The sequence below is a fragment of the Roseovarius pelagicus genome (assembly GCF_025639885.1).
Lineage (GTDB): Bacteria > Pseudomonadota > Alphaproteobacteria > Rhodobacterales > Rhodobacteraceae > Roseovarius > Roseovarius pelagicus.
Genome location: NZ_CP106738.1, coordinates 1,403,719 through 1,417,825 on the forward strand (window position 1 = coordinate 1,403,719; position 14,107 = coordinate 1,417,825).

Below are 14,107 nucleotides of genomic sequence, written 5' to 3' on the forward strand. Positions count from 1 at the left end.
CACCTTGATCAGACGTATGCGATTTTCAGCACTTCATAGGCACGATCCCCACCCGGCGTACGCACCTCGACGCTGTCGCCCTCCTCCTTGCCGATGAGGGCACGGGCGATGGGGGATTTGATATTCAACAGGCCTTTTTCGATACTGGCCTCGTATTCACCGACGATCTGATAGGTTTTTTCTTCATCAGTATCTTCGTCCACCAGCGTCACTGTGGCTCCGAATTTGATCGTGCCGGACAATTTGGCCGGATCGATCACTTCGGCAAGGCCGAGCGCGCCTTCCAGTTCCTTGATGCGCCCTTCGATAAAGCTCTGCTTTTCCTTGGCGGAATGATATTCGGCGTTTTCCGACAGGTCGCCATGTTCGCGCGCCTCGGCGATGGCACGAATGATCGCCGGGCGTTCAACCGATTTCAGGTGTTTCAGCTCTGTTTCCAGCGCCGCGTGGCCCGCACGTGTCATCGGGATTTTTTCCATTTTCGCATCCCCCTAGTCGCAGACGCCATATGCGCACCTGCCCAAGCTTTTCAAGGTCGCATCAGACTGCCCTGACCTACCACGCATTTGCAATAGACGAAGCGGCAGAGCGGCGCAATCGCGCTGCACCTAGTAGAGATTTTGCCGTTTTCCAACCGGTTTAACGTCGTGTTTCAATTGACGCCTGCCCGCCCGCCGCGCTACGCACATGCGCAACTTTGTTGCTGGCCCGATCTACATGATCCGAGCCCATTTTTGAAAGGATGACCCGATGTCCGACACGGCGCGCGAAACGATGGAATACGATGTAGTGATCGTGGGCGCAGGCCCCGCCGGGCTGAGCGCCGCGATCCATCTCAAGCAATTGAACCCCGAACGCGAAGTCGTGGTGCTGGAAAAAGGCAGCGAGGTCGGTGCCCATATCCTATCGGGCGCGGTGCTGGATACCTGTGGTCTGGACAAGCTGATCCCGGACTGGAAGGAAAAGGGCGCGCCGGTGAATGTGCCTGTTAAGGATGACAACTTTTATATGCTGGGCGAAGCAGGTCAGATCCGCATTCCCAATTTCCCTATGCCGCCGCTGATGAACAACCACGGCAATTACATCGTTTCGATGGGTAATGTTTGTCGCTGGATGGCCGAACAGGCCGAGGCGCTGGGCGTCGAGATTTTCCCCGGCATGGCCTGCTCTGAACTGGTTTATGGCGACAATGGCGAGATCAAGGGCGTGGTCGCCGGCGAGTTTGGCATTGCCCCAGACGGCAGCAAGGGACCGAACTATGAGCCGGGCATGGAGTTGCATGGCAAGTATGTCTTTCTCTCCGAGGGCGTGCGCGGATCACTGGCCAAGGAAGTGATCGCAAAATACGACCTCAGCCAAGGCAAAGAGCCGCAAAAATTCGGGCTCGGCATGAAGGAAATCTGGGAAATCGACCCGGACAAGCACCGCGAGGGCAGTGTCACGCACACGATGGGCTGGCCATTGGGCGGCAATGCGGGTGGCGGCAGCTTTATTTATCATCTGGAGAATAATCAGGTCTATGTCGGCTTTGTCGTGCACCTGAACTATAAGAACCCGCACCTCTATCCCTATATGGAATTCCAACGGTTCAAGCATCATCCGATGGTCGCAGAGCTGCTGAAAGGCGGCAAACGTGTGGCCTACGGTGCGCGCGCCATCTCGGAGGGTGGATATCAGTCGATGCCCAAGATGGTGGCGCCCGGCGTGGCACTGCTGGGATGTTCGGTAGGCATGGTCAACGTGCCGCGTATCAAGGGCAACCATAACGCCATGCTCAGTGGGATGGCCGCAGCTCAGGCAGCGCATACCGCTATTGAGGGCGGGCGCACTGGTGACGAACTGAATGATTACGAGACCGAAGTGCGCACAGGCGCGATCGGCAAAGACCTGAAGAAAGTTCGCAACGTCAAACCTCTGTGGTCCAAATACGGCCTGCTGGCGTCGCTGGCTCTGGGCGGCATGGACATGTGGACGAACACGCTGGGCTTTTCACTGTTTGGGACGATCAAGCACGGCAAGAACGACGCCGATGCAACCGAACCCGCCGATAAGCACAAGCAAATCAGCTATCCCAAACCTGATGGTAAGCTCAGCTTTGATCGGCTGACCAATGTCAGCTTTTCGATGACCAACCACGACGAAAACCAGCCAGCGCATCTCAAGCTGAAGGACCCGAGTATTCCGGTCGCGGTAAACTTGCCGAAATTTGCCGGTCCTTCGGCACGTTACTGTCCGGCTGGTGTTTATGAATTTGTCGAGGAGGATGGCAAGGAGCCACGCTTTCAGATCAACTTTCAGAACTGCGTGCATTGCAAGACCTGCGACATCAAGGATCCTGCCCAGAATATCAACTGGACCACACCACAGGGCGGCGACGGGCCGAACTATCCCAATATGTAAAACTCCCGTGAATTTCATGCATCTGGTGGGCGGCGTATTGCCGCCCGGCATTGCCCTTGCGTGCCGCGCGGTCTAGGTTATGCGGCACTGAGGCAATCAAAACAGGCAAACCCGAGCGTGATTTTCCGATCCATGACCCTATTCGCTCTGGCTGCGGCGCTCGCGCTTCCGCCAGCACCCGCGCGTGCGGACGAGCCTTCGGGCGCATATCTGGCCGCCCGGCAGGCGCGCTATCAAAACGATTACGAGAACGCCGCGTTCTATTTCACGCGCGCTCTGGCCGAAGACCCCTCGAACCCCAGCATTCTAGAACATACCGTCGCGGCACAGTTGTCGCTGGGCTACGTTGATCGCGCCCTGCCGATCGCCCGCCGGATGGAGGACGGTGATATCCGCAGTCAGGTGGCGCAGATGGTTCTGCTCGCCGAAGAGGTTGAGCGCGGTGATTACGATGCCGTGCTGAAACGGATCGCGGATGAACGTGGCGTCGGCCCGCTGGCCGATGGTCTGATTGCAGCGTGGGCAACACTGGGACAGGGCGACATGGCCAGCGCGCTGGATCTGTTTGACGAGGTCGCAGGCGAACGTGGACTGCGCAGCTTTGCCATCTATCACAAGGCGCTGGCACTGGCCTCTGTGGGTGACTACGAATCCGCCGATGCGATCTATGCTGGTGAAACTGACGGTCCGATGCAGGCAACCCGGCGTGGCGCGATTGCATGGGCTGAAGTGCTGAGCCAACTGGAACGCAACGAAGACGCCATCAAGGTGATCGACGAGGCATTCGGTGGCGATCTTGATCCACAGATTGCCGCCCTGCGCGCCCGACTGGTCGCTGGAGAAAGATTGAACTTCAGCCGCATTGAAAGTGCTCGCGAAGGTGTCGCTGAAGTTTTTTATTCACTGGGACGTGCGCTGCTGGCGGATACCAGCGAGGACTACGTTCTGTTTTACACGCGCCTTGCCGAATATCTCAGCAAAGGTCACATTGACGCACGTATCATGGCCGCGGAACTGCTGGATGCGCTGGGTCAGTTTGAATTGGCGACAGACGCTTACAAGCGTGTGCCGCGGGATCATCCGGCCTTTCACGCCGCCGAACTGGGTCGCGCCGAGGCGTTGCGACGCGCAGGCAAGACAGATGCCGCCGTCGAAGTGCTGGAACAGTTGACCGAAAGCCATCCTGACTTGCCCATCGCACATGCGTCGCTGGGCGATCTGTTCCGTCAGATGGAACAGTTTGAAAAGGCCACGGCCGCCTATGATGCCGCGATCACGCTCTATGATGCGCGCGACAGCGCGCAATGGTTCGTCCATTACGCCCGCGCCATCACCCTAGAGCGCCAAGGCCTGTGGGATCAGGCCGAGGCAGATTTTCGCCGCGCGCTGGAGCTGAACCCGGAACAGCCGCAAGTGCTGAATTATCTGGGTTATTCGCTGGTCGAGAAAAAGACCAAGCTGGACGAGGCGCTGGACATGATCGAGCGCGCCGTTGCCGCGCAACCCGACAGTGGTTTCATCGTCGATTCACTGGGTTGGGGGCTATACCGTCTGGGCCGCTATGACGAGGCCATCGGCCATATGGAACGGGCGGCAGAACTGATGCCAGTCGATCCGGTGGTCAATGATCATCTGGGCGATGTCCTGTGGGCCGTAGGCCGCGTCATCGAGGCAAAATTTCAGTGGCGCCGTGCGTTGTCATTCGTGGACGAAGAAAACCCGGCCCCGGACGTGGATCCGGACCGTATCCGACGCAAGCTGGAAGTGGGTCTGGACAAGGTGCTTGCAGAAGAAGGCGCTCCGCCTCTTCGTGTAGCGGATGACGAGGGATAAAACACATGGGCGATACTATGCATCACGCGACTATGAGCCGGGTTGTCGAATCCTTTGCCCCTGCCAAGATTAACCTGACACTGCATGTGACGGGACAGCGGTCGGATGGCTATCACACGCTGGATTCGCTGGTCATGTTTGCCGATGTGGGCGATCATGTGCGCGCCAGTGCAGCAGAGCAGACCAGCCTGCGCGTCGTTGGGCCGACAGCGCATCGCGTGCCTAAAGGCGCCGATAACCTTGTTTACAGGGCAGCCACGCTGATGGGGGTGTCGGCGGCACTGACGCTGGAAAAACACCTGCCGATTGCCGCAGGCATCGGTGGTGGTTCTTCTGACGCTGCCGCCACCATTCGCGCACTTGCCGAACTCAGCGGGCGACCCATTCCTGCCGATGTGTTGGCTTTGGGTGCCGATGCTCCGGTATGTGCGGCTGGCGTTGGTGCGGCCCGGATGAGCGGCATTGGTGATCTGGTCACGCCTGTACGCGGTATGCCGACGCTTCATGCAGTGCTGGTGAACCCCAAGATTCCCGTACTGACGGCAGAAGTATTTCAAAGGTTGCGCAATCGGAACAATCCAGCGATGCCTGACGATCTTCCGATTGGAACAGATGCATCCGGTCTGATTGCATGGCTGGCTGGCATGCGAAACGATCTACAGGACGCCGCCATCGAATGCGAACCCGTCATCAGTCAGGTCTTTGCCTCGCTCGAAGTGACACCGGGGTGCCTGCTAACGCGGATGTCTGGCTCTGGTGGCACATGTTTCGGCCTCTATGGCGACGAAGAAACTGCTGCCTCTGCTGCTGGCCGCCTCAGCGAGGCATTCCCCAGTTGGTGGATCACGGCGACTCAGCTGAACAGCTGAAACACCTCAAAATCGGCGCAATGGTATTTACTTCAGCCGTCACGGAAGCCGCCTGTCTGAAAATGGCGTGTCAGGACACCCGCGCGACGACGTAATCCGCAAGGTCGGCCAGCATTTGGCGTACCGGATGATCGGGCAGAGGTGCCAACGCATCCTTGGCCCGCGCGATCCATGCCAGCGCATCGGCCTGCGTCGCATCCAATGTGCGGTGCGCGTGCATCAACGCGATGGCCTGTTCCAGATCACCGTCGCGCTGATCACCTTTCTCGATGGTGCGCTGCCAGAACGCGCGCTCGGTCGCGTCTGCGGCCGCGACCGCCTTGATGATTGGCAAGGTCAGCTTGCGCTCGCGAAAATCGTCACCGATATTTTTGCCCGTTGCCGCCGTATCGCCGCGAAAATCCAGCAGGTCGTCAACAATCTGAAACCCGATCCCCAGCGCATCGCCATAGTCGAATAGCGCGCGGGTCTGAACCTCTGGCGCAGCGGCGATCACACCGCCCACCTCGGTCGCCGCAGAAAAAAGGGCTGCCGTTTTGCCCCGCACCACCTGCAGGTAAATATCCTCGGTCGTGGCCAGATCGCGCGCGGCAGTCAACTGCAGCACTTCGCCCTCTGCGATCGTGGCAGAAGCATTCGCGAGAATGTCCAGCACCCGCAGGCTGCCGGTTTCGACCATCAACTGAAATGCGCGCGAAAACAGGTAGTCACCCACCAGAACGCTGGATTTATTGTCCCACAGCAGGTTCGCCGTGGCCCTGCCCCGCCGCTGTGCGCTTTCGTCCACGACGTCGTCATGCAAGAGCGTCGCAGTGTGAATGAACTCGACCGTGGCGGCCAATCGCACGTCGTGATCGCCCACATACCCGCTCAGGTCGGCGGCGGCGAGGGTCAGCATCGGGCGCAGACGCTTGCCGCCCGCTTCAACCAGATGCGCAGTCACTTGAGGGATCCGCGGCGCATGACGTGACGCCATCCGCTCGGCGATCAGCGCATTGACAGCCGTCAGCTTGCCGTCGAAACGCTCGGCCATCTGTTCATGCGGTTTTATGGCGGCGTGATCCAGTCCCATCCCAATCCTCGCGGGCGGCTCGACATTGCGGGCCGCGATCCCTAAATCAATCCCATGAAACAATTGCTACGTACCACGGATATGGCCACAATAGCGTTTGCTCAGGCTCTGCTTCAGGGCGAGGGTATAGACTGCTTTGAAATGGACGTAAATATGAGCGTTCTCGAAGGCGGCATCGGCATTTTCCCCCGTCGCCTGATGGTGCATCCGGATGATTTCACACCCGCCGCAAGGGCACTGCGTGACAATGGGATCGAGGTGCATGACGGCCCTTGATCTAAGCCATGATGCGTTTCTAGGGGGGCAACTGCACCTCTATCAGCCGCGCACCGGTTATCGTGCAGGCGTCGATCCGGTGCTCTTGGCCGCATCGGTCACCGCCAAACCCGGCCAATCCGTGCTGGAACTGGGCTGTGGCGCTGGGGCCGCGATCCTGTGCCTTGGCGCTCGGGTGCCGGGGCTACAGTTGACCGGGCTAGAGATGCAAGAGAACTACGCAGATCTGGCACGGCGCAACGCCACCGAGAACGACATCGCGCTAGACGTGGTCACCGGGGATCTGGCCGATATGCCGGGCGAAATCACGCAGCACCGTTTTGATCATGTGATTGCCAACCCCCCTATTTCGACCGGACCGCGGGTTTATCAGCCCGCGATCCCGGTCGCGAGGCGGCCTTGGGTGAGGTGACGCCACTCGCGCAATGGCTGCGCGCCGCGTCCCGCCGCGCCGCGCCGGGGGGCTTTGTGCATGTGATCCACCGCGCCGACAAGCTACCTGACTTGCTGGCCCATGCGATGGGCCATCTAGGCAGTATTGAGGTACAGCCGTTGGCCGCACGTACCGGACGCCCGGCGAGTTTGGTCCTGATGCGCGGGCGCAAAGGAGGCAGAGCGGCATTTCGCCTGTACGCCCCATGGATCCTACACGCGGGCGACAGCCATGACGGCGACCGTGAAAATTACTCTGATCGGACGGCACTGATCCTCCGCCACGGAGCGTCATTGCCCTTTGGCGGCTGAATTCAGATAAATTATCGGCAGTTTGCCACCGATATGCTGCGCGCGCGGCGTGACAGCATGACAGTTTTGTGATGCACTCGAATTGTTAGATGAAGCCAACCAACAAGGAGAACACGCATGAGCTTGAGTTCGCATGTCGAGGAGTTGAAGAAAAAACACCAGGTTCTCTCAAACCAAGTCGATGAGGCGCAGCGCGCGCCAGGGACCAATAACCTGCAAATCGCTGAGTTGAAGAAGCAAAAGCTGCGACTCAAGGAAGAAATCGCCCGCCTTTCAGCAGAGGCCTGAATTTTTCGTTTCGCGGATGGCTGAACATCGGTTTTTCGCGAAACGCCTTAGGCGCATGTGATGCGCTCAGGACCGCCCCGCGTCACATGCTGGGCGGCAGGGTTTATGCGGATCGGACCAGCCTTGGTTCAATTCGCCCCGCCCGCTTTGGCCGCCAGTAATGCTCCACCAGCAATCAACACTGCTGCGATCAGGAGGCTAGCACTCGGCGCGGCCACGCCAGCGAGGATCAGCACCAGCGTCGACAGCAGCGGTGCGGCATAGGATGCCACGCCGAGCAGTTGGATATCGCCCCGCTTGACCCCGATATCCCACACGTAGAAGGCTAGCCCGACAGGCCCGAGACCCAGAGCGAGAACTGACGCCCAGCCCAGTGCACCCACCGGCCAAACCGTCACTTCGAACAGCAAATGTGCAACCAGCGACAGTAACGCTGTGCCGGCGCAGAACACCGCCACACTGTTGGTTGGCACGTCGCCCAACCGTCGCGAAAGCACCGAATAGCTGGCCCATGTCAGCGCACAGAGCGCCGCCGCACCATATCCGGGCAGCGCATCCGCATCAAAGCTGGTGCCGCCACGGGCTATAATCAATGCCGCCCCGGCAAACGCAACCACCGCGCCGATCAGATGCCCTGCTCGCAACCGTTCGCCGGGCAGCAATCCCGAGAACAGCACGATCAGCAACGGCCATAGATAGGCAATCAGCCCGGCCTCGGCGGCCGGGGCTAGGCGCAATGCAGTAAAATAGAGCAGATGATACCCGAACAGCCCGGCGGTGCCGAAAGCATAAACTTTCCACGACACCTTGCGCAGATCACCCAGCCCACCACTGCGCCCGACCCAGATCAGGCCGATTAGCGTGGCGATGCCAAAGCACATCGCATTCAGTTGCAAGGGGGGTACCGGCGCAGATCCCACAGTAAAGAGCGCCAAAAGCGCCCACAGCAGAACCGCCGCAAACCCGATTCCCGTCGCTTTACCCCGTGACATCCCACACTCCAAAACGGAAACGGCTGCCCCGATTGGACAGCCGTCGAACGCTATGGCGTAAAACTATTTTTGCGTCAAACGAAGAATTGCGCACCGTTCGCCGAGATGGTCGATCCGTTAACAAAGCCCGCATCATCCGAGGCCAGAAAGGCCACACAGCGCGCGATCTCTTCCGGCTCGCCCAGACGGCCCGCCGGGATTTGGCTGATGATGGATTCGCGAACTTTTTCCGGCACGGCCATGACCATTTCGGTGGCGATGTAACCGGGGCAAACAGCGTTCGCAGTGATGCCCGCGCGCGCGCCCTCCTGGGCCAGCGATTTCACGATGCCCAGATCGCCCGCCTTGGTCGCGGCATAGTTGACTTGGGCGAACTGGCCCTTTTGTCCGTTGATCGAGCTGATGACGATCACGCGGCCGAATTTGCGTTCACGCATTCCCGGCCAGACAGGATGTACAGTGTTAAAAACGCCGGTCAGGTTGGTGTCGATGACCTGATGCCATTGCTCTGGCGTCATCTTGTGGAACGGGGCGTCGCGGGTGATGCCCGCGTTTGCGACCACGATATCAATCGGACCGACTTCTTCTTCGACTTGCGCGATGCCTGCCTTGCTGGCGTCGTAGTCAGCGGCGTTCCATTTGTAAGTCTTGATGCCGGTTTCGGCAGTAAAGGCAGCGGCGGCCTCGTCGTTGCCTGCATAGGTCGCGGCAACGTTGCAGCCTTGCGCCTTGAGGGCCTTGGAAATCGCCGCGCCAATACCACGCGAGCCGCCGGTGACGAGTGCTGTTCGTGCCATGATGTCTCTCCTTGATGTCAATGTCTTGTGTCAGTGTTGCAGATCGGACTGGTAACTCTGTTACTGTTTCGGTCAGTGATACGCAATATTATTGCGCGACAAAATCTTCGATTATCAAAGGTATCTTGCCAGCCGCACCATGTGCCAAAAAAAGGGCGCCGATTCGGGCGCCCTTTGAATATTATGCGGGCCGCAATCGTCAGGTCAGTCCCGCTCGACACACATGGCAACACCCATGCCGCCACCGATGCAGAGCGTGGCGAGACCTTTCTTGGCCCCCCGGCGCTTCATCTCGAAGAGCAGCGTGTTCAGTACCCGGCAACCCGACGCGCCAATCGGGTGGCCGATCGCGATCGCGCCGCCGTTGACGTTCACGATGCTGGGATCCCAGCCCATGTCCTTGTTCACGGCACAGGCCTGCGCGGCGAAAGCTTCGTTTGCCTCGACCAGATCCAGATCGCCGACGGACCAACCCGCCTTTTCCAGCGCCTTGCGGCTGGCATGGATTGGACCGACGCCCATGATCGAGGGGTCCAGACCCGCAGTCGCGTAGCTGGCAATGCGCGCCAGCGGCTCGATGCCACGTTTGTTGGCGTCATCGGCGCTCATCAGCAGGGTGGCTGCTGCACCATCATTCAGGCCTGACGCATTGGCGGCTGTTACGCTGCCATCCTTGGTAAAGGCCGGGCGCATCTTCTGCATTGCCTCGATATTCGCGCCGTGGCGGATATACTCATCCTTGTCCACGACGATATCACCCTTGCGTCCCTTGACGGTGAACGCGATCACCTCGTCGTCGAACTTGCCTGCCTTTTGCGCGGCTTCGGCCTTGTTCTGGCTGGCAACGGCGAATTCATCCTGCATATCACGGCTGATCTGCCACTGCTCGGCTACGTTTTCGGCGGTTTGGCCCATGTGGTAGCCATTAAATGCATCCCACAGACCATCGCGGATCATCGTGTCGATATACTTCATATCGCCCATCTTGTGACCTGCACGCAAATGCGCGGCATGAGGGCTAAGCGTCATGTTCTCCTGTCCACCCGCACAGATGATGGCGGCATCGCCCAATTGGATATGCTGCGCACCCAGCGCGACGGCCCGCAGACCAGAACCGCAAACCTGATTCAGACCCCAAGCCGAGCTTTCGATCGGCAGGCCAGCATTCACATGCGCCTGACGCGCAGGGTTCTGCCCTTGCGCGGCGGTCAAAACCTGACCAAGGATCGTTTCGGACACTTCGGATTTGTCGATCCCGGCACGTTCTACGACAGCCTCCAGCACTGCGGCGCCCAGATCATGTGCGGGCGTGTTTGCGAATGCGCCCCCGAACGAGCCAACAGCCGTGCGGGCTGCGGATGCGATAACGACATTGGTCATGTATGTGTCTCTCCACCAGAAAAAATTTCCAGATGGGGCATGATCCCAGTGTGCAACACTCCAGTGTTGCGCGCGACAACATCCCCACCATTTGCCACCCAGACATATCGCATGCACGGGGTCGCCACAACGGTTGCGTTGTCACATGCCGCGATGTCCGGTCACACAGCGACGCGCGCGACGCTCGTACTCAACCAAGCCGGTTTGACGGTTGGCGCGCCATAATAATAACCTTGAAGGCAATCAATTCCGATGGCGGTGAGATAGGCGGCATCCTCGGCCCGCTCGACGCTTTCCGCGACCGTGAACATATCGAACTGCCGCCCGATGGTCGCCAGCGCCGTGGTCATCACCTGATTGTCAGGGTCCTGCGCAATGCCCCGAATGAATTGCCCGTCGATCTTCAGGATGTCGAAATAGAATTGCTTGAGATAGCGAAACGACGTGAACCCCGCCCCGAAATCATCAAGCGCAAAGCTGACCTCCTGTTTTTGCAGATCCTTCATAAAATTGACGACCAGTTCCGGCACGATCATGGCCGAGCTTTCGGTAATCTCGAGGATCAGACGTTCGCCCACGGTTGGGCCCGCCTTCAACCCCTTGCGCAATGTGCGCATCCACGGCTCGTACCCGATAGAGCGCGCCGACATGTTGATCGACAGGCGCAAGTCGGGATGCCGCAAGAGTGCGCGCAGTCCCTTCTCCAGAGCCAGACAATCGATCACCCGACCCGTTTCGGTTGTCTCGATCACCTCGATGAAGTCCTTGGCCGGTATGATTCGCCCCGTTTCGTCCAGCACACGGATGAGCCCCTCATAGAAGGCCACACGCGTCGCCTGCCCTGCGGGCACAACCGGCTGGTAGGCCAACATGACCTGCTTGTGCCGCACAGCCTGCTGTACCATGGAAATCACCGACTGATCCCGCTTCGTTACTGCGTAGGATAGCGGGTCATGGTGGCCAGCCGGCACGTCAGCCCATATGCTTTTGTCGCGCGTGCCCATCGCACCCTCCGAATAGTCCTCGCTCAACCTCGGTGTTTGAGGATAAAGATTCCTTAAAGGAACAATTTGAATAATCCGGCGGGGTTCAGAATGAGCGAGCGATGTGACTGGGTAGGACATGAAGAGATCTACAAAACCTACCACGACACCGAATGGGGTGTACCCGAATATGACAGCCGCGCGTTGTGGGAAAAGCTGATCCTCGACGGGTTTCAAGCTGGGCTGAGCTGGATCACCATATTGAAAAAGCGCGATAATTTTCGCGCCGCATTCGAGGGCTTCGACCCCAACATTATCGCCGAATGGGGCGAGGCGGACGTCACGCGCCTGCTCGAGGATCCCGGCATTGTGCGCCATCGCGGAAAAATCGCCGCAACCATAAAAAATGCCCGCGCGTGGCAGCGGATTGAGGCCGAACAGGGGTTCGACACTTATCTGTGGGATTATCTGGGCGGTGTGCCGTTGCAAAATACCTGGGCCAGCATGGCCGACGTGCCCGCACATACGCCATTGTCCAATGCGATCTCAAAGGATCTCAAGAAACGCGGCTTCACCTTTTGCGGGCCGACCATTGTTTATGCCTTCATGCAGGCCTGCGGATTGGTCAACGATCATTTGATCACCTGCCCCCGCCACAGTGACGTTGCGAAACTTGTTAGACCAGCATCCTGAAATTCGGTCGCGAGGCCGCTCAACGCGGTCGAATATGTCAAATCACCGCTGCCATATTATCGCCCGGATTCGCCACATTTCTGCCACATTAGACAGTGTTGTGGTTGCAAATTCACCCTCCCCAACATGTGGATGTCGGAGTGTGTGAAAAGACATAAATTCTATTAAAATGAGACCTTTATCGGAAATGTATCATGTGTTAGCCTTTTAGCCATAATAAAAGCCAGTCGGATAACCGGCGGCACGAGGCAGTAAAAAAGAGTAGTTCCATGAAGGCTCGGAAAGCGCAGCCGATCAGGTGGGGTCTGTTGGCCCTAGCCACGGTCTGGATGTTCGTCATTGTCCCGCTCAGCGCAGCGGCGGCCCCCTACGCGGCACTGGTGATGGATGCGAGATCGGGCAAGGTCGTACATGCCGAGAACGCCGACACCCGCCTGCACCCAGCCTCTCTGACCAAGATGATGACGCTCTATATTGCGTTTGAAGCGATTGAGAACGGTGAAATCAGCCTTGACGACGACGTGTTGATTTCCAGCCACGCGGCGAGTGAACCACCCTCCAAGCTGGGACTTAAATCCGGGCAGCGGATCAAGCTGCGGTATCTGATCCGTGCAGCAGCGGTGAAATCCGCCAATGATGCTGCCACCGCGATCGGCGAAGCGATTGAGGGATCCGAAGCAAAGTTCGCGCGCCGGATGAACCGCACGGCCAAGGCGATGGGCATGACCCGTACCACGTTCAAAAACGCGCACGGTCTGACGGAGTCCGGTCACCTCAGCACCGCACGGGACATGACCAATCTGGGGCGGCACCTGTTCTATGACTACCCCGATTACTACAATCTGTTTTCCCGCCGCGAGGCCTATGCCGGCGTCCGTACAGTGCAACATACCAACCGGCGATTGCTGAACAGCTATCGTGGCGCGGACGGGATCAAAACCGGCTATACCCGCGCCGCAGGCTTCAATCTGGTGGCAAGTGCCGAACGCGGGCAGGAGCGGGTCATCGCCACAGTCTTTGGCGGGCGCTCTACCCATACCCGCAATGCACGGGTGGCCGAGTTGCTTGATCTCGGCTTTCGCCGTTCCCCCACCCGCGTGGCCGTCGCAAAACCCAAGGTTCCACCCTACATGGGCAAGGCAGGCTCCGGCACACCCGGCGGTGTCGGAAAAACCGTCCGTCTGGCCAGTGCCGCAGCGGTCAAGAAGAGCCTGCGACCACAGTCGCGACCCATCCCCGACGCGCCATCGGTCACGGCAGAGCCGGTGCTGGTCGCATCACAGGATGACATAGAAAAGGCGCTGATGGCCGCGCAGGCGACTGCCCTCGCCGCCAAGAGCGCCCCCGCCACTCAGCCGAAGGTCGCAGTCCAGACTGTGCTGGCCTCCGCATTGCCGACAGATACCGTAAAGCCAGTGAAGCGCCCTGCGGAACTGGTGGCAGCCGTTCAGACCGAGCCAGTACAAGAAGACCCCGTCCAAGAAGTTGTTACCCGTATTTCCACTTCTGGCGGTCGCAACTGGGGCATCAACGTAGGCCGCTATCCCAGCCAGTACAAAGCACGCAAGGTACTGCTAAAAACAGCATTGAGCGAAATCAGCACTCTGGACGGATCATTGCGCAAGGTTGTTCAGCGTTCCAATGGTTTCGACGCCAACTTCATGGGACTGTCGCGCGAAACAGCCGATCTGGCCTGCCGCCGCCTGCAGGCCAAGAAATTCACCTGCTTCATGGTCGAACCGGGCTGAACCAATTGGCCAGAGCCGGATATACACCGGCA

Annotated in this window: 13 protein-coding genes and 1 pseudogene; 8 read left to right on the plus strand and 6 right to left on the minus strand. The window is 59.0% G+C overall.

From position 1 onward, the window contains the following. Window positions 1–8: 8 nt before the first annotated feature. The gene (greA, locus tag N7U68_RS07970) at window positions 9–479 is read right to left on the minus strand and encodes a transcription elongation factor GreA (protein WP_165196624.1); all 471 of its coding nucleotides are present in this window, start codon (window positions 477–479) and stop codon (window positions 9–11) included. A 271-nt stretch (window positions 480–750) separates the two neighbouring features. Between greA and N7U68_RS07975 the strand changes: the two genes are divergently transcribed. The 3 genes from N7U68_RS07975 to N7U68_RS07985 all read left to right on the plus strand — a co-directional run bounded on the left by N7U68_RS07975 (window position 751) and on the right by N7U68_RS07985 (window position 5,102). Continuing rightward, window positions 751–2,400, plus strand: a complete 1,650-nt coding sequence (locus N7U68_RS07975; RefSeq protein ID WP_165196622.1) for an electron transfer flavoprotein-ubiquinone oxidoreductase — start codon at window positions 751–753, stop codon at window positions 2,398–2,400. 132 nt (window positions 2,401–2,532) lie between these two features. Next, window positions 2,533–4,233 (plus strand): tetratricopeptide repeat protein, encoded by a 1,701-nt coding sequence (locus N7U68_RS07980; RefSeq protein ID WP_263048774.1) that lies wholly within the window; start codon window positions 2,533–2,535, stop codon window positions 4,231–4,233. 5 nt (window positions 4,234–4,238) lie between these two features. Further along, entirely contained in the window at window positions 4,239–5,102 is an 864-nt protein-coding gene (locus tag N7U68_RS07985) for a 4-(cytidine 5'-diphospho)-2-C-methyl-D-erythritol kinase (RefSeq protein WP_241188122.1), read from the plus strand. Window positions 5,103–5,172: 70 nt separating this feature from the next. On the opposite strand, the gene N7U68_RS07990 is transcribed toward N7U68_RS07985, so the two are convergent. Next, window positions 5,173–6,174, minus strand: a complete 1,002-nt coding sequence (locus N7U68_RS07990; RefSeq protein ID WP_263048775.1) for a polyprenyl synthetase family protein — start codon at window positions 6,172–6,174, stop codon at window positions 5,173–5,175. A 54-nt stretch (window positions 6,175–6,228) separates the two neighbouring features. On the opposite strand from N7U68_RS07990, the gene N7U68_RS07995 reads away from it, so the two are divergent. The 3 genes and pseudogenes from N7U68_RS07995 (at window position 6,229) to N7U68_RS08005 (ending at window position 7,482) form a co-directional block, all read left to right on the plus strand. Then, window positions 6,229–6,450 (plus strand): putative signal transducing protein, encoded by a 222-nt coding sequence (locus N7U68_RS07995; RefSeq protein WP_165196616.1) that lies wholly within the window; start codon window positions 6,229–6,231, stop codon window positions 6,448–6,450. Then, window positions 6,437–7,194, plus strand: a pseudogene (locus N7U68_RS08000) (tRNA1(Val) (adenine(37)-N6)-methyltransferase). Before N7U68_RS07995 ends, N7U68_RS08000 begins: the two are co-directional and overlap by 14 nt. Window positions 7,195–7,311: 117 nt before the next feature. After that, the gene (locus N7U68_RS08005; RefSeq protein ID WP_165196612.1) at window positions 7,312–7,482 is read left to right on the plus strand and encodes a YdcH family protein; all 171 of its coding nucleotides are present in this window, start codon (window positions 7,312–7,314) and stop codon (window positions 7,480–7,482) included. Window positions 7,483–7,610: 128 nt separating this feature from the next. Here the strand turns inward: N7U68_RS08005 and yddG are convergent, their stop codons facing one another. The 4 genes from yddG to N7U68_RS08025 form a co-directional block, all read right to left on the minus strand. Then, the gene (gene yddG, locus N7U68_RS08010) at window positions 7,611–8,474 is read right to left on the minus strand and encodes an aromatic amino acid exporter YddG (RefSeq protein ID WP_165196610.1); all 864 of its coding nucleotides are present in this window, start codon (window positions 8,472–8,474) and stop codon (window positions 7,611–7,613) included. A 74-nt stretch (window positions 8,475–8,548) separates the two neighbouring features. Further along, window positions 8,549–9,271: an acetoacetyl-CoA reductase gene (gene phbB, locus N7U68_RS08015; protein ID WP_263048776.1), complete on the minus strand. Its 723-nt coding sequence runs from the start codon at window positions 9,269–9,271 to the stop codon at window positions 8,549–8,551. Window positions 9,272–9,475: 204 nt separating this feature from the next. Beyond that, window positions 9,476–10,651 (minus strand): acetyl-CoA C-acetyltransferase, encoded by a 1,176-nt coding sequence (locus N7U68_RS08020; RefSeq protein WP_263048777.1) that lies wholly within the window; start codon window positions 10,649–10,651, stop codon window positions 9,476–9,478. 161 nt (window positions 10,652–10,812) lie between these two features. Continuing rightward, window positions 10,813–11,655 (minus strand): EAL domain-containing protein, encoded by an 843-nt coding sequence (locus N7U68_RS08025; RefSeq protein ID WP_263048778.1) that lies wholly within the window; start codon window positions 11,653–11,655, stop codon window positions 10,813–10,815. Window positions 11,656–11,745: 90 nt separating this feature from the next. Here N7U68_RS08025 and N7U68_RS08030 point away from each other — a divergent pair, with 90 nt between their 5' ends. Further along, entirely contained in the window at window positions 11,746–12,327 is a 582-nt protein-coding gene (locus tag N7U68_RS08030; protein WP_165196602.1) for a DNA-3-methyladenine glycosylase I, read from the plus strand. 269 nt (window positions 12,328–12,596) lie between these two features. Next, on the plus strand, window positions 12,597–14,075 hold the full coding sequence (locus N7U68_RS08035) for a D-alanyl-D-alanine carboxypeptidase family protein (protein WP_263048779.1): 1,479 nt from the start codon (window positions 12,597–12,599) through the stop codon (window positions 14,073–14,075). The last annotated feature ends 32 nt before the right edge of the window (window positions 14,076–14,107 follow it).